Annotated in this window: 12 protein-coding genes; 4 read left to right on the top strand and 8 right to left on the bottom strand. The window is 64.7% G+C overall.

Going from position 1 to position 20,826, the window contains the following annotated elements:
• Window positions 1-79: 79 nt before the first annotated feature.
• The 3 genes from ACZ1JV_RS13155 to ACZ1JV_RS13145 are packed head-to-tail and all read right to left on the bottom strand — an operon-like array spanning window position 80 to window position 5,554.
• Window positions 80-1,453, bottom strand: a complete 1,374-nt coding sequence (locus tag ACZ1JV_RS13155; protein ID WP_465151892.1) for an HlyD family type I secretion periplasmic adaptor subunit — start codon at window positions 1,451-1,453, stop codon at window positions 80-82.
• The gene (locus tag ACZ1JV_RS13150) at window positions 1,446-3,311 is read right to left on the bottom strand and encodes a type I secretion system permease/ATPase (RefSeq protein ID WP_465151891.1); all 1,866 of its coding nucleotides are present in this window, start codon (window positions 3,309-3,311) and stop codon (window positions 1,446-1,448) included. Before ACZ1JV_RS13150 ends, ACZ1JV_RS13155 begins: the two co-directional genes overlap by 8 nt.
• Before the next feature lie 26 nt (window positions 3,312-3,337).
• Window positions 3,338-5,554, bottom strand: coding sequence for a GumC family protein (locus ACZ1JV_RS13145; RefSeq protein ID WP_465151890.1), 2,217 nt, complete (start codon window positions 5,552-5,554; stop codon window positions 3,338-3,340).
• 522 nt (window positions 5,555-6,076) lie between these two features.
• Between ACZ1JV_RS13145 and ACZ1JV_RS13140 the strand changes: the two genes are divergently transcribed.
• Window positions 6,077-7,180 (top strand): sugar transferase, encoded by a 1,104-nt coding sequence (locus ACZ1JV_RS13140; protein ID WP_465151889.1) that lies wholly within the window; start codon window positions 6,077-6,079, stop codon window positions 7,178-7,180.
• Between the two features lie 183 nt (window positions 7,181-7,363).
• Here ACZ1JV_RS13140 and glgX read toward each other — a convergent pair whose 3' ends face one another.
• The 5 genes from glgX to ACZ1JV_RS13115 are packed head-to-tail and all read right to left on the bottom strand — an operon-like array spanning window position 7,364 to window position 16,538.
• A complete protein-coding gene (glgX, locus tag ACZ1JV_RS13135) occupies window positions 7,364-9,181 on the bottom strand; it encodes a glycogen debranching protein GlgX (protein ID WP_465151888.1) in 1,818 nt (605 codons plus the stop codon).
• Entirely contained in the window at window positions 9,178-10,635 is a 1,458-nt protein-coding gene (gene glgA / locus ACZ1JV_RS13130; protein ID WP_465151887.1) for a glycogen synthase GlgA, read from the bottom strand. Before glgA ends, glgX begins: the two co-directional genes overlap by 4 nt.
• 22 nt (window positions 10,636-10,657) lie before the next feature.
• A complete protein-coding gene (gene glgC / locus ACZ1JV_RS13125; protein ID WP_465137556.1) occupies window positions 10,658-11,917 on the bottom strand; it encodes a glucose-1-phosphate adenylyltransferase in 1,260 nt (419 codons plus the stop codon).
• Between the two features lie 50 nt (window positions 11,918-11,967).
• Window positions 11,968-14,142, bottom strand: coding sequence for a 1,4-alpha-glucan branching protein GlgB (glgB, locus tag ACZ1JV_RS13120; RefSeq protein ID WP_465152564.1), 2,175 nt, complete (start codon window positions 14,140-14,142; stop codon window positions 11,968-11,970).
• Between the two features lie 14 nt (window positions 14,143-14,156).
• A complete protein-coding gene (locus tag ACZ1JV_RS13115; protein ID WP_465152563.1) occupies window positions 14,157-16,538 on the bottom strand; it encodes a glycogen/starch/alpha-glucan phosphorylase in 2,382 nt (793 codons plus the stop codon).
• Window positions 16,539-16,838: 300 nt separating this feature from the next.
• Here ACZ1JV_RS13115 and ACZ1JV_RS13110 point away from each other — a divergent pair, with 300 nt between their 5' ends.
• From ACZ1JV_RS13110 to ACZ1JV_RS13100, 3 genes are all read left to right on the top strand, one after another.
• Complete coding sequence (locus tag ACZ1JV_RS13110) at window positions 16,839-18,488, top strand: alpha-amylase family glycosyl hydrolase (protein ID WP_465151886.1); 1,650 nt, start codon at window positions 16,839-16,841, stop codon at window positions 18,486-18,488.
• A 144-nt stretch (window positions 18,489-18,632) separates the two neighbouring features.
• A complete protein-coding gene (locus ACZ1JV_RS13105; protein WP_465151885.1) occupies window positions 18,633-18,944 on the top strand; it encodes a hypothetical protein in 312 nt (103 codons plus the stop codon).
• Window positions 18,945-19,122: 178 nt separating this feature from the next.
• Window positions 19,123-20,751 (top strand): DUF389 domain-containing protein, encoded by a 1,629-nt coding sequence (locus ACZ1JV_RS13100; RefSeq protein WP_465151884.1) that lies wholly within the window; start codon window positions 19,123-19,125, stop codon window positions 20,749-20,751.
• Window positions 20,752-20,826 lie beyond the last annotated feature (75 nt).

The following is a 20,826-nucleotide window of genomic DNA, read 5'->3' as shown; positions in this document are numbered from 1 at the left end:
ACTCCTGGGACGATTGGCGAGAGGACGGCAGACAAGCTTGGGAAAAACGGCGATGCCGCCGCGTGCACCGACGGCGCGCTCAGTGCTCCCGGCCGCTGCGCCACAGCACCTGGTTGAGCGGCTCGACAAGATACTGCATCAGCGTGCGCTTCTTCAGCGGCACCAGCACCAGCGCGGGCAAGCCGGGCTTGATGCCGTCCGCGCTGCCCTTGATATCCCGCAAGACGTGCAAGGCCTCCACCGGCACCGTCACTTCGCCGGTGTAGTAGCGCGCGCCAGTATGCTCATCGGTAAAACTATCCGCCGAAAAGCGGGTCACCGTCCCCTCGAAAACGGGAATGTCGCGCTCGTGCATAGTAGTGAACCGGATTTCCGCAGTCTGTCCGACATGGACATCGTCGGCATCATTAGGACTGAAGCGCGCCTCTATCACCAGCGGCGCGGCATCGGGCACGATCTCCATCAGGCTCTGCCCCGCGGGCACTACGCCGCCCACGGTGAAGACTTTCAACCCGACTACCTGCCCGGTGGCCGGCGCGCGGATCAGCGTCTGATCGCGTTGGCGGCGCAGGGCCTGCCACTTGGGCAATGCTTCGCCCAGCTGCTGCTCGTTCTCGCGCAAAGCCTGCGACACGTCCTGAAGCGTCCTGGCGTCTATCGTCAGCGCCTGCATCCGCAACTCACCGATCTGTTCGCGCGCGCCAGCGCTGGATGAGGCCAGGTTGGCCCGGTCGCTGGCGACATTGGCGCGGGCGCGCTCCAGCTCGCGCACGCGGTTGATGCTGGCGTATCCTTTCTCGACAAGCAGATTCATGCCTTCCAGCTGATCGTCGAACAGCACGCTCTGCTTGCGGTTTTCGACCAACTGGTTGCCGATGCCAGAAATTCGCTCGCGCAGTTGCGCCGCCTGCTGGCCCAGTACGTCCTTCTGCGCCACCACCGAACGCCGTTGACTGCCCAGCAACCCGGTCTGAAGGCGCATCGCCTCGTCCGCCAGCAATCTGTCCTCCCCCGCCAGCGAGCGAAATTCCACAGGCTCGGCCACGGTCTGCGCGCCGGCACGCTGCGCCAGCAGCCGAGCACGCTCCGCCTGAAGGTTGATTGCCTGCGAAGCCGCTGCCCGTTCGTTGGCGGCCACTTCCGCGCCGGCCAGCTCGATCAGCACATCGCCCGCCTTCACGTGCTGCCCCTCATGCACATGAAGCGCCGCCACCACGCCGCCATCGCGGTGCTGCACCGCCTGCCGACTGCCCGCCACGCTGACCATCGCATCGGCATAGGCCGCCGCATCCAGCCTGACGACCAGGGCAAAGCCCATGAACACGCCGAAGAAAAGCACTACCACGATCCAGCCCAGCCGGCTGTCACGCGCCTCGCCGTCCTCCAGCGGCGCGGTTGAAGCCGCATTCCATGGCACCAAGCCGCCATCGATCGTCGCAACATGGCTAGCCATGCTCCATCCCCTCCGTTTCGACCGGGCGCGATGCTGCGTTGCCCCTGCCGTCCTTTTGCTCATCGCTTTCCGGTTGCTTGCCCTGATGCGCCGGCGGCGCCACGAACGGGCGCGCCCCGGCGCCCGCCACCTCTTCCGCAGCAGCGCGCGCTTTCGGCGCGTTCAGATGGGCCACCACTTCGTTGCGCTCTCCGAATATCTCGACGCGCCCGCCGCGCAGCACCAGCAGTTTGTCCGCGCTCTGCAGGATGCCCGCGCGATGGGCGATCACCACCAGCGTCACGCCTTTCTGCCTGAGGCTGTCCAGCGCCTGCCCCAGGCGCATCTCCCCCTCGGCATCGAGTGCGGCGTTGGGCTCATCCAGCACGACCAGTACCGGATCGCCGAACAGGGCACGCGCCAAAGCGATGCGCTGGGCCTGGCCCACGGAAAGTCCCCCGCCGGCCCAACCCAATTCGGTATCGTAGCCTTGAGGCAGACGGACGATGAAGTCATGCGCCCCACAAAGCTGCGCGGCCTGAATCACCCGTTCGTCCAGCGCGCCGGCAGCGACGCCTTCGGTGGCGAAACGCGCGATGTTTTCCTTGATCGTGCCGCGAAACAGCACCGGTTCCTGCGGAACGTAGCCGATCGCTTGCCCCAGTTGCCCCTCCGGCCAGTTGCGCAAGTCCGATCCATCCAGCCGTACCGCACCTTGCGCGGGCGGGAGGATACCTACCAACGCCCGTGCCAGCGTGGATTTTCCCGCGCCACTCGGGCCGATCACGCCAAGCAACTCACCCGGATCAAGCACGAAACTGACGCCGCCGATCAGCAAACGGTCCCGGCTGGGCGCGGCAATGCCGAGGTTTTCGGCGGAAATCGCACCGCTCGGCGAGGGTAGCGCGGTCGCCGTGTGGTTATCGCCGCGCTGGCCGAACAGCTCGACGATGTGGGCATAGGCAGCCCGCGCCTGGAGCAGGTTCTTCCAGGCCCCATTCACCAGTTCGATCGGCTGCAAGGCCCGCGCGATCAAGAGCGAGGACGCGAAGATCGCGCCGCCCGAAATCTGCTGTTCGATGGCCAGCAAGGCCCCCATACCCAGCGCCAGCGATTGCAACAGCAAGCGCGCCGCCTTGATAGTCGCGCTGTATCGCGTCGCTGCCAGTCCGGCGCGGTTCACCATGCCATTGGCTTCGAGCCGTTCGCGCAGATGCCGTTGCACCATCGCATCGCGCATTCCCAGCGCGCCGATCATGCCCGACGCGCCCAACGAGAGTTCGAGACTGGAATAGGCCGACTGTTCGTGCCGAACCGCCTCCTTCATCGGTGCGCTGCTGCTGCGTTCGCTCAGCCAGCTCAAAAGCGACAGGGCCAGTGCGCCACCGATGCAGAGAAGCCCGATGGCCGGACGGATCAGAAAGCAGACGAGGATATAGATCGGCGCCCAGGGTGCATCGAACAGCGCCAACACGCCGACGCCGGTGATCGTCTGCCGCAGTACGTCGAACTCCCGTAGGGTCGCCGCGTTGACCTGCCCCCCTCTCTCGGCGGAAACTTCCAGCAGCGCCGCCATGATCGGGCCTGCCAGCTGCCGATCCAGCCGGGTACTCGCCCGCAACAGCAGCCGGCTGCGCACCAGGTCAAGCAATCCCACCGACAGGATCGCCACGATGAAGATCAGCGTCAGCCCCGCCAACGTCAACACGCCGCGCGTGGGCACGACCCGGTCGTAGACCTGAAGCATGTAGATCGACGGCGCGAGGTAAAGCACGTTCAGGAAGGCGCTGAACAGACCGGCGTTTATGAAGTGTCGCCGGCATTGCGCGATCGCGTGCCGGATCGGCCGGGCTTCAGGCGTGTCGGGAAAGGCGATCATGTGATTTCTCCCTGCGCTCTGCGCCATCAGCTCACGTAGTAGCCGGCGAATTTCTGCTGATAGCCATAGACATCGTTGTGCCCGGCACTGGCGTATTGGCGGATGTTCACCTGGGAAAGGCTGACAGCCAGCGTTCGCACGCCGGCCTGATCGAGAATGTCGATGGCGGCCTGGGCAGCCCGGATCGCAGTCTTTCGCCAGCGGCATAGCATTATCGTGGCATCGGCATGGGTCGCCAACCGGCGCGTATCGACGACGCCGAGCGCTGGTGCGGTATCGACAATCACCACTTCGAAGCGTTCGCGCAGCGCGGCGTATAGCGCCTGGACACGCTCGTCGGTCAGGTAGTCTTCGGTCCCTGTGGGGCCGGACGTCGGCAGGATCATCAACGGCACCAGCGGATCGCGGACCAGCGCTTCGTCCAGCGGCAACTTTCCTTCGAGCACCGAAAGCAGTCGTTCGTCCTCACCCAGTTCGGGCAGCAACGCGGCGGTGACCGAATGGCGCCGCAAGTCTCCATCCACCAACACCACCCTGCGCCCACCCGCCGCCAGAATCCGGGCCAGGCAGATGGAAAAGGTGGTCTTGCCCTCACGCGGGAGAGCGGACGTCACCGCGATCACCTGGCCGCCCCGCCCCGTCGGCCTGACGACCGCGGCACCGGCCGCACGCACCGCTTCTGCAAAGATCGAGAACGGCCGCTCCAGAATGTAGAGGTGCGGCGCAGTCTGGCGGTATTCGCGTCCGACCGAGGTCTTGAGATCCGGCAGGGCACCGGCATACGTCGCCCCCAGTTGGCCCTCAACATCCTCACGCGTCACGATGCTGCCGTCGAGATATTCGGCAAGACCCACCGCCAGCAGGCCAAGCGCGATCGCCGCCACGGCGCCCAAGGCCAGCCCAAGCCGGTAGTTCGGCCAGGCGGGATAGTCGGGCAGCCGCGCCAGTGATGAGATGCTGGCATCCGCCTGCGGCAGGTTGGCCGCCGCCGAGGTTTCTTTCGCCCGTTGCAGAAAAGCGGAATAGATCGCACGGCTGGCTTCCGCCTTGCGCTGCAGTTCCAGCAGGCCGACTTGCGCGGTGCCATTCGTCGCCAGCGCCCCGCGTGCCCGCGATCGGCTGGCCAGCAGCGATTCAAGCCCGCTCTGGGCAACCTGTACATTGGCCTGCAAGGTGGAGATGATGCGTTCCTGTTCGGCGCCGATCTGGCCGCGAATGTCCGCCAGGTTCTGGCGGCCACGTTTCATCTCCGGGTGACTTTCGCCATAATGGGACGCGAGAGAGGCCACTTCCGCGCTGGCGACGGCCTCTTGCGAACGCAGCGCCCGGATCGTTTCCGACGCAAGGACGGCCCCGATATCCGAACCGCCGCCCCGGCTGAGTTGCGCGCGGGCGGCGGCAAGCTTGCCGCGCTCTTGCGCCAAAGTGGCCTGAGCCTGCGTGATCTGCTGGTTCAGCTGCGATGCCTCCTGCTCGGCCATGGTGGCGCCTTCGGCGCTCATCAGGTTGTGCGCGATCATGTAGTTCTGCACCGCTGCATCGTCGGTCACCGCCTGCTGGCGTAGTTCCTCCGCCCGGCGAGTCACGAATTGCGATGCCTGTTCGGTCATGCCGGCGCGGTGTGCGGCCTGCATCGCGATATATTGCGACGCATAGGCATTGGCGATGTTCGTCGCCCGTCGCGGATCGCCCGATCGCGCGGCGATATCGATCACGTAGGTCAAGCCTTGTCGCCGCACCGTAACGATCTTTTGCAGGATGGCGGACGCGCGCCGTTCGGCAGCAGTCATTGTTTGGTCGGCGTTCCGGTTCGAAACCGCCCCCTCTGCGGGCGGACCTTTTGACCCGCCACGCAGCCCCGCGTCGCCGTTGAAGCCAGGTTCCCGATCGAGGTGAAGCTGGCGTACCACCGCCAGCGCCGTCGCGGGCGAGGCCATGATCTGCGTCTGCGTATCGACCACGTTGGTATCGGCGGGAAGTCCCTGCACCACCGATTGCAGATCGATCGTGTCCGCCTTGCGCGGTTCGATCAGCACGCTGGCCGTGGCGATGTAGACCGGTCGCGCCAGCAGCACGGCAACGGCGACGGCCGAAAAGGCAAGGCAAGCGACGGCGGCAAACAGCCATTGCCGACGTCGGAACACCATCCACACGTGCAGGGGATCGGGCAGCAGGCGCGCGCGCCTGGTTTCAATCGAGGCACGATTGAAACCCATACCGTCACCGGACGCGATGCTTGCCATCAAAAATCCCTCAACAATCCATCGGGCGATCAGGGATCCAACGCAGTGGTACCGACGGAAATGCGTTTCCCGTCACCCCGGCGCTTCATCCCCACATCCGCATTGCAACAAGTAACGGTCAGATGATCAAGTTATGTATTATTCCGATTTCATTCATTTTGTTGAGATTTACGTCTGCATCGGATGTTGTTTTTGGTAAATTCAAAGAAAAATGAGCAATCCTGTGAAAATATCAGTCCAATACGGAACACCATCCGGCAAATTCGCCTGGTTCCGGTTTTAGTGGCCCAGTGCTCTCGATCGGTTTTGAGGCAAGTTCTGAGTGGGTTCTGGGTCGCCAACCTGCGATGAACCACTCAAGAATGATCCGATATTGCGTCAACTTGGCCCAAAATTCGCAATACTCCACCGATTCCGAGAAGTTCCATTTCGAACGCTCCGAAATGGAAAAAACGAATTTTCTAAAAAAGCAGGAATCAAGCCGCATCGACGAAAAAAGTAAATGATCAAGACACATTTTACATGCAATATGGATCATTTATCCATGATGCGTCGCAACATGGAAGTATTGACGACCATACAACTTCATTTACGATGACACCATCAAAACAAGTCGGTCGCTTCCCAAAACTGTTTCTTCTTCAGTTGGATGGATCGATGGACGCCATATCTTCCCGAACAGACTTGCCCCTTTCCGAAACACGCGGCACCCGCTGTGCAATTCCTTTGCTGCCGAAGGAATCCGCACCGGACGAAGCGGTGTGGATCGATACACATTCAAGCCGGCCAGCCCCCGCGCCACCACGCAGGGCTCCAACCGACACGGTCGCTACCGGAACCCCGCTCGTCGCGCCGCCGGACCGCGCGCGATCAGCCCGCTTTGGCCACCCGCCGGACGTCACCGACGCGCCCAGAGGGCATATCCCGGCACCGCCGCTGGCACCCTCCGCGGCCGAACGCGCGTTGATCCAGCTGTCGCAGGCCCCGGCTTTCGACGAAACACCATCTCATGAGCGCCCCTCCCCGATTTGCCGTAGTTTCGACATCATGGGCTCGGCGCTGGCACTGTTGGCGCTTCTGCCGATGATTCTGCTCGTCGCGCTTCTGGTGCGGCTGTCCAGCCGGGGTCCGGTGCTGTTCGTGCAGCAACGCGTCGGCCACGGCGGCCGCCTTTTTCCCTGTTTCAAGTTCCGCAGCATGGTCTGCAACGCACAGGAAGTACTGGAAAGGCTACTGGCGGAATCACAGGATGCGCGTGACGAATGGGCACGTGACCAGAAGCTGCGGCGCGACCCGCGTATCACGGCCGTCGGTCGGTTCCTGCGCAAGAGCAGCCTCGACGAGCTGCCGCAACTGTTCAACGTGCTGTTGGGCCATATGAGCATTGTCGGCCCGCGCCCGATCGTGGCGGCGGAGATCGATCGCTATGGGCGGCGCTTCGATGCCTATTGCTCCGTGCGCCCCGGATTGACGGGCCTGTGGCAGGTCAGCGGCCGCAACGAAGTGTCTTACGAGGCGCGCGTTCGCCTTGACGCAAGGTATGCTCAACGCAAGTCGCTTTACTACGATCTGGCGATCTGCCTCCGTACCGTTCCCGCCGTGCTGGGTTCACGCGGCTGTTATTGAACGGATTTTCGAAGAGCGTAAGCCACGATGACAATGTTTGAAGATGACGGAACGCACTCCCGCGCCTTGCGCACCGCCGTCCACCTTGCCCGCAAGTTGCGACTGGCCACATTGGCGCGAGAAGGCGAGCAACCACGCCGAAAGCGCACGGCAGCCGTGGATGCTCGCAAGCCCTGCTGACGTTCAGGCGGTTGGCGGTCGTACCGTTACGATGACTTGCCGACACTCGCGATCGATCTGCACCTCCAACGGCGCCGCAGGATCTGAATCGGACCAGCCCAGCCAGTCCTCGCCCGGACGTTCCCAGGCGGCCACGGTCATGCTCTGACCATCGCGGGCGCACCACGTGCTAAGATCGTCGAAACGCTGGAATCGGATCAGGTTCTTTGAACGCAGTTCGGCAAGCATCGCCACATGGGCTTCCAACTCGCGATCGCGGTGGTCCCAGTCCACCCAGCCGATCGCATTGTCCTGACAATAGGCGTTGTTGTTGCCGTGCTGGGTGCGGCCGAACTCGTCGCCCGCGGTCAGCATGATCGTGCCGGTGGAGGCGAAGAGCGTGCCCAGCATGGCCTTCAGATCGGCCTTACGGGCGGCGAGGATTTGGGGGTCGTCCGTCGCGCCCTCCACGCCGTGGTTCCAGCTGAAGTTTTCGCCATGGCCGTCCCGATTGTTCTCGCCATTGGCCCAGTTGTGGCGGTTTTCGTAGGACACCGTATCCGCCAGAGTGAAACCGTCGTGCGCGGCAAGGAAGTTGACCGAGCGGCACGCGGCGCCGGGCTGCACCGGGCCGAACACGTCGGACGATCCGGCCAGCCGGGTTGCCAACCTGCCGATGCCCTCATCCCCGCGCCAGAACCGGCGCACGTCGTCGCGGAAGCGGTCGTTCCATTCCAGCCAGTTCACCGGAAAGTTGCCCAGTTGATAGCCGCCGGGGCCGACGTCCCACGGCTCGGCAATCATGACGCGGGTGGAGAGCACCGGGTCGGCCGCGATCTCCGCAAAGATCGGGGCGGCCGGATCGAAGCCGGGGCCGCGCGCCAGCACCGGTGCCAGATCGAAGCGGAAGCCGTCTACTCCGCACGCCGTCACGAAGTGCCGCATCGCATCCAGCGCCAGATCGCGCACCGCCAGATTGGCGAAATCGAGCGTATTGCCGCAGCCGGTGTCGTTGATCAGCGTGCCGTCGGGCGCGTGAGCGTAGGCGGCATTGTCCAACCCGCGCAACGAAACCACGCCGCCCTGCACGTCGCTTTCGCCCGTATGGTTGAACACCAGATCGAGCAGCACGCCGATCCCTTCGGCATGGAGCGCCGCCACCGTCGCGCGCAATTCCGCCACGCCGCCAGGGCACAGGCCGGGGTCGAGCGCCATCATCGCCACCGGGTTGTAGCCCCAGGCATTGACGAGGCCGAGCGGCGGCAGGTGCCGCTCATCGATCCAGGCCACGATGGGCATCAGTTCGACGGCGGAGACATGCAGCTTCTTCAGGTGCGCGAGGACCGCCGGGTGGGCGAGCGCGGCGACGGTGCCGCGCATCTCATCGGGCACATCGGGGTGCAGTTTCGTGAAGGCGCGGACGTTGATTTCGTAGACCAGGCCGCCGGGCGCGAAATGCGCGGGTCCCGGCAGCACCGGCTCCTGCAGCGCGGGCGCCACGGCGCGGGGCACGATGTCGGCGGTATCCTCCCCGAACCGGGCCAGTCGGGGATCCTGCACGAAGCGGCGGTCGAGTTCGACGGCGTAGGGGTCTACCAGCAGCTTGGCCGGATCGAACCACAGCCCGCGCGCCGGATCCCATTCGCCGGCAGCGCGGTAGCCATAATGCAGCCCGGTCAGGTCGCCCGGCAGCACCACGGTCCAATCGGGCCCGTTGCGGGCCATGGGATGGCGCGTTTCACCGCTGTCGTCGAAGCAGCAAAGCCAGACCATGTCGGCCAGCGGCGAACGCACCGTGAAGCGCGTTCCGTCCGGCCCGATCGCGACGCCCAAAGCGCTCATCCTGCAATCTTGTGGTAGAGCCGTGCGTAAGCCGCGCCGCTGGCCGTCCATGAAAAGTCGGCCTTCATGGCATTGCGTTGCAGCGTGCTCCACGTGGCCTGATCCTGCCATAGCTCCAGCGTGCGAGTGAGTGCGGCGGCCATCGCGTCGTAATGCACTCCGTCGAACTGCACGCCGGTGGCCACGCCCGCCGCCAGCGCGGCCGGGTTGGCGTCGATCACCGTATCGGCCAGCCCGCCAGTCCGCGCCACCACGGGGATGCAACCATAGGCAAGGCCGTATAGCTGCGTCAGCCCGCAGGGTTCGAAGCGGGAGGGGATCAGGATCGCATCGCCGCCGCCCTGCATCCGGTGCGACAGATCCTCGTCATAGCCGAAGCGCAGGCCGATCCGCCCCGGATGGCGGGCGGCGCCTTCGCGCAATTGGCGTTCGATGGCGCGGTCTCCGGCACCGAGCAGCGCCAGCCTGCCGCCGATACCGGCAAGATGGTCCAGCACTTCGGGCAGCACGTCCATGCCCTTCTGCCAGGTGAGGCGGCTGACGGCGATGAACAGCGGTCCGTCGTCCTCGTCCAGCCCGAACTCCGCCTCCAGCGCGCGCTTGTTGGCCTTGCGCTTGTCCAGCGTGCGGGCGGAGTAACGCGCGGCGAGTGCGGGGTCCGTCGCGGGGTTCCACAGTTCGGTGTCGATGCCGTTGAGAATGCCGCTGACGGCATTTCCCCGCGCGATCACCAGCCCTTCCAGCCCCATGCCGAAGTTCGAGGAGCGGATTTCGCGCGCATATGTGGGGCTGACGGTGGTGACGGCATCGGCGCAGGCCAGCCCCGCCTTCAACATGCCAAGGCCGCCGTGGTATTCCACGCCGTCCATCGTCCACGCCGCTGTCGGCAGGCCGACGCTGGGGAATATCTCGGCGCCAAACCAGCCCTGAAACGCCATGTTGTGCACCGTGACCACCGAGGGCACCCGACCGCTTTCGCCGCCCAACGGAGCGAAACGCAGATAGGCGCAGGCCATGGCCGCCTGCCAGTCATGCGCATGGAGCACGTCATAGCGAACCGGCTTGCCCCGGCTGGCGACCACCCCGCCCGCGATATCGGCAGCGGCCCGGCCGAAGGCGGAGAAGCGCCGCCAATTGTCGCCCCAGTCGCGACCGGCTCCGTCGGTGTAGGGCGCGCCGTCGCGGGTGAAGAGTGCCGGCGCATCGAGCACCAGCAGCGGATAACCGTCGATCTTTGCCGAGAGCAGCCGCGCCGGCACGCCCAACAGCGATTCCCACGCGTGCACCGCCTTGGCCCGGCCGATCGCCTTCAGCACCGAGGGATAGCCCGGCAGCAGCGTGGTCACTTCCACCCCATTGGGTGCGAGCGCGGCGGGGAGAGCCCCGGCAACGTCAGCCAAACCGCCAGTCTTGATCAGGGGAACCGCTTCGGATGCGACCGACAGAACCTTCAATTGCTTACCCTTTTTCGGCCGATCACAGTTCCAAACGCTCGATCATGCGCTTGGTGATCAAGCATACGCCATTGTCGGTGCGGCGAAAACGCTGCCCGTCCAGAACGGGGTCTTCTCCCACCACCAGCCCTTCGGGAATGCGCACGCCGGAATCGATGATGACACGGCTCAGCCGCGCGTGGCGGCCGATGTTGCAGTAAGGCAGGATCACCGCTTCGTTGACGGAGGAGTAACTACCCATCTTCACCCCCGTGAACAGCAGCGAGCGCCGCGCCAGCGATCCGGAGACGATGCAGTCCTGACTGATCAGCGACGAGATCGCCTCGCCCCGCCGGCCTTCCTCGTCGTGCACGAACTTGGCGGGCGCGGCGACGACGGTGTCGGTCCAGATCGGCCAGTCGCGATCGTACATGTTGAGCTTGGGCACGGTGTCGGTGAGGTCGAGATTGGCGTCGAAATAGGCGTCCACAGTGCCGACGTCGCGCCAGTATTCCTCGATCTCTTCCGCCGCGCGGATGCAGGAGTTGGTGAAGCGGTGGGCCTGCGCCTTCCCGTGCTTGACGATGTAGGGGATGATGTCGCCCCCGAAATCGCGCTTGGAATCGGGTTCGGCGGCATCGCGGCGGAGTTGTTCGAACAGGAACTCCGTATCGAAGACGTAGATGCCCATGGAGGCCAGGCAATTGTCCGGATCGCCGGGGATCGTCGGCGGATCCTTCGGCTTTTCCAGGAACGAGGTGATCACGTCGTCCTTGTCGACATGCATCACGCCGAACGCGGTCGCCTCCTTCTTGGGGACGACGAGACAGCCCACCGTCACATCCGCGCCGGAATTGACGTGCTGCTGCAGCATCAACTCGTAATCCATCTTGTAGATGTGGTCGCCCGCCAGGATCACCATGTATTTCGGGCTGTAGGAGGCGATGATGTCGATGTTCTGGAACACCGCGTCCGCCGTGCCTTCGTACCACAGCATTTCGGAAATGCGCTGGCTGGCGGGCAGGATGTCGAAGCTTTCGTTGCGTTCCGGCCGCATGAAGTTCCACGCACGGTTCATGTGGCGGATCAGGCTATGCGCCTTGTACTGCGTGGCCACGCCGATGCGGCGGATGCCCGAATTGATCGCGTTGGACAGCGCGAAATCGATGATGCGGCTCATGCCCCCGAAATAGACCGCCGGCTTGGCCCGATTGTCGGTCAGTTCGGCAAGGCGGCTGCCCCTCCCCCCCGCGAGCACATAGGCCATAGCGTCGCGTGCAAGCGGCGATCCGGAGGTACGCATCTAAATCTCTCTCCCTTGCAGATCGCGGGCCCGAACAGGAGCCCGCGCGGTCAGTCTTCGAATTCCAGCATGATCGTGGCCAATGGCGGCAGCGTAACCGTGGCATGACCATCAACCGCCATGACCTGTCCAAGGTTGCCCTTGCCGCTGCCGCCATAGGCCAGCGCATCGGTGTTCAACACTTCGTTCCATGTGCCCGCCAGCGGCAGCGGCAGGCGATAGCCGGTCAGCAGCGCCGGGGTCATGTTGGAGATCACCGCGATGGGCTTCGCATCAGGCGCTTTCCGCAGCCACGCGAAGACCGAGTTCTCCGCATCGTCCACCACCAGCCATTCGAACCCATTGCCATCGCAATCGCCGGCGTGGAGCGCAGGCCGGGCGCGGTAGAGCGCGTTCAGGTCCTTCACCAGATTACGCACGCCTTCGTGCGCCGGAGCCTCGCGCAGTTCCCAATCGAGCGCGCGTTCCTCGCTCCATTCGCGGCGCTGGGCGAATTCCTGGCCCATGAACAGCAGCTTCTTGCCGGGATAGCCCCACATCATCCCGTAATAGGCACGCAAGTTGGCGAACTGCTGCCAATCGTCGCCGCTCATCTTGCCCAGCAGCGAGCCCTTGCCGTGAACCACTTCGTCATGGCTGAGCGGCAGCACATAGTTCTCGCTGAACGCATACGTCAGCCCGAAGGTGATGTCGTTGTGGTGATAGCGGCGATGCACCGGATCGCGGCCCATGTAGCGCAGCGTATCGTGCATGAAGCCCATGTTCCACTTGAAGCCGAAGCCTAGCGAACTTGCGCGCTTCCCGTCGTCCACTTCGTAAGCCGGCTGGGTGACGCCGGGCCATGCCGTCGATTCCTCGGCAATGGTGATGACGCCGGGATGCTGGCCATAGATCGCGCGGTTGACGGCGCGCAGGAAGTCCACCGCCTCCCAGTTCTCTCGCCCGCCCTGCGCATTGGGGACCCACTCGCCCTCCTTGCGCGAATAGTCGCGGTATAGCATCGAGGCGACGGCATCCACGCGCAGCCCGTCCAAGTGATAACGGTCCGCCCAGAACAGCGCGTTGTTGACCAGGAAGCTCACCACCTCACGCCGGCCGAAGTTATAGATCAGCGTGTTCCAGTCCGGCTGGAATCCCATGCGCGGATCGGCATGTTCGTAAAGCGCCGTGCCGTCGAAGCGGACGAGGCCATGCTGGTCGGTGGGGAAGTGCGCCGGCACCCAATCGAGAATGACGCCGATCCCGGCCCGATGCGCGCCATCGACGAAGCGCGCGAAGCCTGCCGGTTCGCCGAAGCGGGCGCTGGGCGCATAGAGCCCGGTGGTCTGGTATCCCCATGACGGATCGTAGGGATGCTCGCTAATCGGCAGGAACTCGATATGGGTGAAGCCCATCTCCACCACATAGGGGATCAGCCGGTCGGCCAGATCATCCCAATTGAGGAACCAGTTCCAGCGGTCGCGCTGCCACGATCCTGCGTGAACCTCGTAGATCGAGACCGGCACCTTGCGCGGATCGATGGAAGCCCAGTGCGCGCGGTGCGCATCATCCCCCCAGTCCAGCTTGGCCGGGTGCGCGGTCATCGAGGCGGTGGCCGGGCGGATTTCCGACATGAAGGCGAAAGGATCGGCCTTCAGCGGCTGCTCCGCGCCGTCCGCGCCGATGATGTGGTACTTGTAGGCGCGGTAGTCGGCGATGTCGGGGATGAAGATCTCCCACACGCCGATGTCCTTTCGATCGCGCATGACATGGCGGCGCGGATCCCAATCGTTGAAATCGCCGACGACGCTGACCAACCGGGCATTCGGTGCCCAGACTGCGAAGTGGACGCCGCCCGCGCCCTCATGCGTGATGATGTGGGCGCCCAGCTTGTCGAACAGGCGAAAATGCGTGCCCTGCGCGATCAGCAGATCGTCGAGCGGCCCCAGCACCGGCCCGAAGGTGTAGGGGTCGGTCACCAGCCATTGATGATGGCCGTCCGAACAGCGGTAGCGGATCGGCTGCGGCTTGGCGATCAGCCGCCCCTCGAACAGGCCGCGATCGTCCACTTTGCCCAGCACGCCCAGCCGCCGCCCGTCCAGGCTGAACGCCTCTACCTCCTCAGCGCCGGGCAGGATGGCGCGCACGAACGTGCCGTCTGGCCCGGGCAGCACGCCCAGAAGCGAGAACGGGTCGGCATGAACGCCTTGTAGGAGAGCCTCTATCGCACTTTCCGGTGGTTTCAGACTGTCCCTTGGCGTCACAGAACCTTCCAGATCTCTCTCGCATATTCGGCGATCGTCCGGTCGGACGAAAACCACCCGACATTCGCAATATTGCGTATCGTCGCCGCACGCCAGCGCGAAGTATCTTCCCACCACGCATCAACCGAACGCTGCGCAGCGGCATAACCGTCGAAGTCGGCCGCGCACATGAACCAGTCATGGTCATAGATGCCGCCGATCAGATCCTTGTAACGGTTCGGATCGTCGGGCGAGAATACGCCGGAGGAAATTGCCGTCAGCGCCTGGCTCAATTCGCGCGAGCATTCGATCACTTCGCGGGGATTGTAGCCATTGGCGCGCTTGTGGGCGACTTCCTCCGCCGTCAGGCCGAAGATCACGATATTGTCGCTGCCCACATGATCGCGGATCTCGACATTGGCGCCATCGAGCGTGCCGATGGTGAGCGCGCCATTCATCGCGAACTTCATGTTGCCGGTGCCGGATGCCTCCATGCCCGCCGTGGAGATCTGTTCGGACAAGTCCGCCGCCGGGAAGATCCGCTCACCTAGACTGACGTTGTAGTTGGGCACGAAGACGACCTTCAGCAGCCCGCCCACCGAAGGATCGGCATTGACGCGCCGGGCGATGTCGTTGGCCAGTTTGATGATGAGCTTGGCGTTGTGATAGCTGGGCGCGGCCTTGCCCGCGAAGATCTTCACGCGCGGCACCCAGTTCCGCTCCGGATGGCTGCGGATCTGGTCGTAGAGCGCCACCGTCTCGATCAGGTTGAGCAACTGGCGCTTGTATTCGTGGATGCGCTTGATCTGCACGTCGAACAGCGCATCGGGATCGAGCCGCACGCCCATCGTCTTCTTGATGTAGTCCGCCAGCGCCACCTTGTTGGCGCGCTTCACTTCGGCCACGCGCTCGCCCAGTTGCTTGTCGTCGGCATGGGCGTTGAGATCCGAGAGCTTTTCCGCGTCGTCCAGAAAGCCATCGCCGATGGCGTCGCGGATCACGCGGGTCAGGCCCGGATTGCACTGCTGCAGCCAGCGGCGCGGCGTGACGCCGTTGGTCTTGTTGTTGATCCGCGTCGGATAGAGGCGGTGGAGATCGGCGAAGACCGTCTCCTTCATCAGTTCCGTGTGCAGCGCGGCCACGCCGTTCACCGAATGCGACCCCACGAAGGCGAGGTTCGCCATGCGCACGCGGCGCTCGCCGCCCTCATCGATCAGCGAGATCGCCGCGATCTGCGCATCGTCGCAGCCCGCTTTGCGCGCTTCGCGCAGCACGCGGCTGTTGATCGCGTAGATGATCTGCATGTGGCGCGGCAGCATCCGCTCGAACAGCGGCAGCGGCCAGGATTCCAGCGCTTCGGGCAGCAGGGTGTGATTGGTGTAGGACACCGTCTGGCGGCAGATGTCCCAGGCTTCGTTGAACTCCAGCCCCAGCGTATCGACCAGCAGACGCATCAGTTCGGCCACCGCGACCGAAGGATGCGTGTCGTTCAGCTGGATCGCCACCTTCTCGGGCAAAGTGCGGATATCGCCTTCGTACTGGACGTGGCGGCGCACGATGTCTTGGATCGAGGCGGCGGTGAAGAAATACTCCTGCCGCAGCCGCAGTTCCTGACCGGCCGGGCTGGAATCGGCGGGGTAGAGCACGCGCACGAGGCTATCCGCCCGCACTTGCTCCGCCAGCGCGCCGAAGTGGTCGCCCGCGTTGAAGGCATCCAGCTTGATCGGATCGAGCGGGCTGGCCGTCCACAGCCGCAGCGTGTTCACGCGCTTGCCGCGCCAGCCGACGATCGGGGTGTCGATGGCGGTCGCCTCGACCTGCTCGGCCGGGTGCCAGAACACGCCTTCACCTTCTGCCACCACTTCGCCGCCGAAGCCGATGCGATAGGTGCTTTCCACCCGCTCGAACTCCCACGGGTTGCCGTGGGCCAACCATGTCTCGGGCAGTTCGACCTGCCAGCCATCGTCGACGCGCTGGCGGAACATGCCGTTCTTGTAGCGGATGCCATAGCCGTAGGCCGGGATGTCCAGCGTGGCGAGGCTCTCCATGAAGCACGCCGCCAGACGGCCGAGCCCGCCATTGCCCAGCGCCGCGTCGGGCTCAAGCTCTTCCAGCGCGGCAAGGTCCAGCCCGTGCGCGGCCAGCGCCTTCTCGAACTCGCGCGTCATGCCCATGTTCGAAAGCGCGTCGCGCAGCAGGCGACCGATCAGGAACTCCATCGAGAGGTAATAGACCCGCTTGCCGCCCGTATCGTACGTGCGGCGCGTGGATTCGAACCAGCTGTCGATGATCTTGTCGCGCAGTGCGTAGATCGAGGCGGTGTACCAGTCGTACTGCTTGGCCGCGCGCTCATCCTTGCCGACGCGGTTACGCAGCACGCGAACGATGTGCTGATCCATTTCGGACGGGGTTTGCACGGACGCCAGCGGAGAAGTGTCTGACACAGGATCGGTAGCCACGGGCACACTCCTGAACGGGCCGACCGCTGGATCCAGAAAATCGCCCAGCGCCAGCGGTTTACGCCATTGTCAGGATGCCTGCCTGCGCGGGGCATCCCCATCCCTTCCCGACTTCCTTCCCCATGGCTAGCACAGCGTTGCAGAGCGGCAAGAGCCATTGTGCGCTGCCGCAAAAAATTCGCCAGCCCGTCCCGCCGATGCTATAGCGGCACGCTCCGCCAGCCTTCGCGAAAGGTGCGCATGACCCTGGACCATACCCCTGCGGATACCCCTCTGGGCGAGCCTGCCGAAACATCGCCGGACTCGCCTGCCCGCCCGTGGTGGCAGGGCGCGGCGATCTATCAGATCTATCCCCGCAGCTTTCAGGACAGCGATGGAGACGGCGTGGGCGATCTGGCCGGGATCACCCGCCGGCTGGACTATGTGGCAGCGCTGGGCGTCGATGCGATCTGGATATCGCCCTTCTTCACATCCCCGATGCGCGATTTCGGCTATGACGTGGCCGATTACTGCGGGATCGATCCGGTGTTCGGCACGATGGCGGACTTCGACGCGCTGGTCGCCCGCGCGCACGAACTGGGCCTGAAAGTGCTGATCGATCAGGTCTACGCCCATACCTCAGACCTGCACGCATGGTTTGCGGAGAGCCGCCAGAATCGCGATAATCCGAAGGCCGACTGGTACGTCTGGCACGATCCCAATGAAGACGGCACCCCGCCCAACAACTGGCAATCGGTGTTCGGCGGCCCGGCCTGGACATGGGACGCGCGGCGGCGGCAATACTACATGCACACGTTCCTGAAGGAGCAGCCGCAACTCAATATGCACAATCTGGAAGTGCAGGACGCGATCATGGGCGTCGCCCGTTTCTGGCTGGAACGCGGGGTAGACGGCTTCCGGCTAGACGCGCTGAACCACGCGATGCACGATCCCGAACTGCGCGACAATCCGCCCGCGCCGGAAGACGGCCGCACGCGCAGCCGACCGTTCGACTATCAGATCAAGAAGTACAGCCAGTCCCACCCCGGCATGGTCGCCGTGGTCGAAAAACTGCGCGCGGTCTGCGATGCCTTTCCCGGCATCCACACCGTGGCCGAGATCGGCGGCGACCACCCGCAGGCCGACCGCCGCGCCTATACGGCGGGCGACCACCGGCTGAACAGCGCCTATGGCTTCGACTTCCTCTATGCCCCGGCCCTGACCGCGGATTTCGTGGCAGAAGTGCTGCAACGCTGGGAACTCCAACCCGGAGAGACCGGCGGCTGGCCGAGCTGGGCCTTCGAGAATCACGACGCCCCCCGCGCCGTCTCCCGCTGGTCCGCCCCCGAAGACCGTGCCGCCTTCGCCCGCGTGAAGATGGCCCTGCTCACGGCACTGCGCGGCAACGTGATCGTCTATCAGGGCGAGGAACTGGGGCTGGTGCAGGACGATATTCCCTACGAACAGCTTCAGGACCCGGAAGCCATCGCCAACTGGCCGCTCACCCTCTCTCGCGACGGCGTGCGCACGCCCTTCCCGTGGGACGCCGTGCCGCTGGGCGGTTTCACCACCGGCACACCATGGCTGCCAATGTCGGACGAAAACCTCTCGCGCGCGGCGGGCGCGCAGGAGGCGGACAGCACTTCGCTGCTGCACTTCACCCGCCACGTCCTCTCGCTGCGCAAGGCGATCCCGGCCCTGCACCACGGCAGCCTGATCGATTGCAAGGCGGAGGGCGCGCTGCTCACCTTCGAGCGCGACGCCGGCACCGCTCGCGTACGCTGCCTGTTCAACCTCTCGCCCGAGCCTATCGACCTTGATGAATCTGCCGAGGGTATGGTGATCCTATCCGTAAACGACGCCGATCATGAGCGGCTGCCAGCCTATGGGGCGCTGTGGCTGGGGGTTTAGGCGGCGATCGCACAACTTCGACGCAAACGGTGCAATTCGATCGGATTCCCGAACAGGCAAGCAGACTGTCCACATCCGCCGACATTGCTGCCATCAGGAAACGCGCTTAGGAAGTAATCAGCCGAGACTGAGGGAGTGTTCGCCGTGGAGAAGCAGGCCCGTAGTGTACCCCTTCCGCCTGAGATGCAGGGGCACTGGGTAGATGTGGACGAGTCCACCTCCGAACTATTCATAACTGGAAGCGAGGTCATGTTCGGCGGGCAAGTAGTGAATTACGATCACAAGGTGATTGATATCGTCGATGGTGCGATTGCCGTTAGCCTCAAGGTGGACGACGAGGCGCATGAAGACAGCTTTCAACGCTCCAACATCACCGAATTAGTCATTACGCCCGAGGGTGAATTCCACGCTTACAACACAAGATTTGCAAGCCAGTTCACGCGAGTTGGCGGTTAGCGATGCGACCATAACGTCCGCCCCCCTAACATTCCAGACATTCATCCTCGGCGCCCAAATCCCAACAAACCCGTTGATCCATCACGCTTGAATGTCCCCGCCGCCGCGCTAGGCTGACAGCCATGCGCACGTTCCCCCCGTTCGCCCCGGCCCTTTCGCCGGCCGGAGTATCGCCCGCATGACCGGCGACACGCCTCCATCCGCAGAGCCGGACAACGCCGCCGCCGTCCGCCGCACCGCGCCGCCGTGGCTGCGCGCGCGGCTCCACCGCCTACGCACGCGCTTCGTTCATGCCGTGCTGCTGCCCGAACTGACGCCCGATCAGGCCTTCGACTTGCGCCAGACCGTGCGCAAGGAGGGCGAGCTGACCAACGGCTATATGCTGATGTGCACGCTGGCGGCGGGGATCGCCATTCTGGGCCTGCTGCAATCGTCCACCGCTGTGGTGATCGGGGCGATGCTGGTCTCTCCGCTGATGAGCCCGATCGCTGCGCTGGGCATCGGCTTCGCCTCTCTGGACGGCCAGCGCATTCGTGAAGCGGCGCGCGTGGTGGCGGTGGGCGCGGCCATCGGCATCATCACCGGACTGTTGCTGACGCTGCTTTCCCCGATCCGCAATGCCACGCCCGAAATCCTGGCGCGCACCGAGCCGACCCTGCTGGACCTTGCCGTCGCGCTGTTTTCCGGGGTTGCGGGCGGCTATGCCACCGTCACCGGTAAGGGCGGAACCGCCATCGGCGTGGCCATCGCCACCGCATTGATGCCGCCGCTGACCGTCGTCGGCTATGGCATCGCCGTGTTGCAGCCGATGTTCGCGCTGGGCGCGCTGCTGCTGTTCTTCACCAACCTTGCCGCCATCACGTTCAGCGTCGCGCTGGTCACACGGCTGTCCCGCGCGGCGCGGCCGCTGGGGAAAGTGGAGTGGACCCCGCGCTACGTGGTGGCATTGGTCGTGGCCTTCCTGGTGCTGGCCACGCCGCTGTCGATGACGCTGACGCGGCTTTCGCAGGAAGGCCGCGTGCGCCTTGCCGCGCGATCGGCGGTTCTGGCGGCTGCCGGCGACGGCTCGACCATCGCCCAGCTCGATGTGCAATCGGCCCTGTTCGGGGAGCCTTCGGTGAAGGCCGTGGTGGTAACGCCCAGTTATGCCGCCAATGCCCAGGCCAATGCCGAAACCCGGCTGCAGCAGGCTTTGGGCGAGCATGTGGGCGTCACCCTTCAACAAGTGCTCGCCGCCGATGTGCAGGCGCAGACGCGCGCCATGGTCGATGCGGCGATGGAGCGCACCGCTGCCGGCATCGCCGCCGATGTGCCGCCCTACAACGCGATCCGCACCGCCATCGGCCTGCCGACGCGCAGCCTGTGGGCCGATCGGGCGCAGCGGCAGGTCTATCTGGAGCCCGTGACCCTGCCCGGATGGTCGCTGGCCGACTATCGCGCCACCGAGGCACGCGTGAGCGGATCGACGCAGGGCTGGACCGTGCGACTGGTGCCGCCCGCGCAACCGGTGCTGGCGGTCTGGACCGGCACGGACGGCACCGGCCGGCCCGCCGATGCGATTGCGCCGGACCTTGCGCTGTGGGCGCTGCAACGCTGGGGCATGGCGAGAGTCACGCTCTCGGGCGAAGACCCGCAGGCGCTGGCGGCAGTGGCCCGCCAGTTCACCGACGCCGGAATTTCGGCGCAATACCAGCCGCCTGCTCCGGCGCCCGAACCCTCCACCAGCCCCACCCCGACGAGCGAGGCGACCGTGCCGCTCGTCACCGTGCAGGTCTATCCGGCCAGCCCCTCCGCCCAACAGCCCTGACGGATTTAACCTGCGCTGTCCTCCGGTTACCGGCCGCTACCCTCTATAATACGGTAACATACGGATCCCCCCGCG

The sequence above is a fragment of the Novosphingobium sp. BL-S-19 genome, assembly GCF_055521675.1.
This window is presented reverse-complemented; position numbering and strand designations above follow the sequence as displayed.

Coding starts and splice junctions, on each gene's coding strand:
- ACZ1JV_RS13155 (WP_465151892.1), bottom strand. CDS start 1,453: ATGGCTAGCCATGTTGCGACGATCGATGGCGGCTTGGTGCCATGGAAT.
- ACZ1JV_RS13150 (WP_465151891.1), bottom strand. CDS start 3,311: ATGATCGCCTTTCCCGACACGCCTGAAGCCCGGCCGATCCGGCACGCG.
- ACZ1JV_RS13145 (WP_465151890.1), bottom strand. CDS start 5,554: ATGGCAAGCATCGCGTCCGGTGACGGTATGGGTTTCAATCGTGCCTCG.
- ACZ1JV_RS13140 (WP_465151889.1), top strand. CDS start 6,077: ATGCAATATGGATCATTTATCCATGATGCGTCGCAACATGGAAGTATT.
- ACZ1JV_RS13115 (WP_465152563.1), bottom strand. CDS start 16,538: ATGGATCAGCACATCGTTCGCGTGCTGCGTAACCGCGTCGGCAAGGAT.
- ACZ1JV_RS13100 (WP_465151884.1), top strand. CDS start 19,123: ATGACCGGCGACACGCCTCCATCCGCAGAGCCGGACAACGCCGCCGCC.
- glgX (WP_465151888.1), bottom strand. CDS start 9,181: ATGAGCGCTTTGGGCGTCGCGATCGGGCCGGACGGAACGCGCTTCACG.
- ACZ1JV_RS13110 (WP_465151886.1), top strand. CDS start 16,839: ATGACCCTGGACCATACCCCTGCGGATACCCCTCTGGGCGAGCCTGCC.
- glgC (WP_465137556.1), bottom strand. CDS start 11,917: ATGCGTACCTCCGGATCGCCGCTTGCACGCGACGCTATGGCCTATGTG.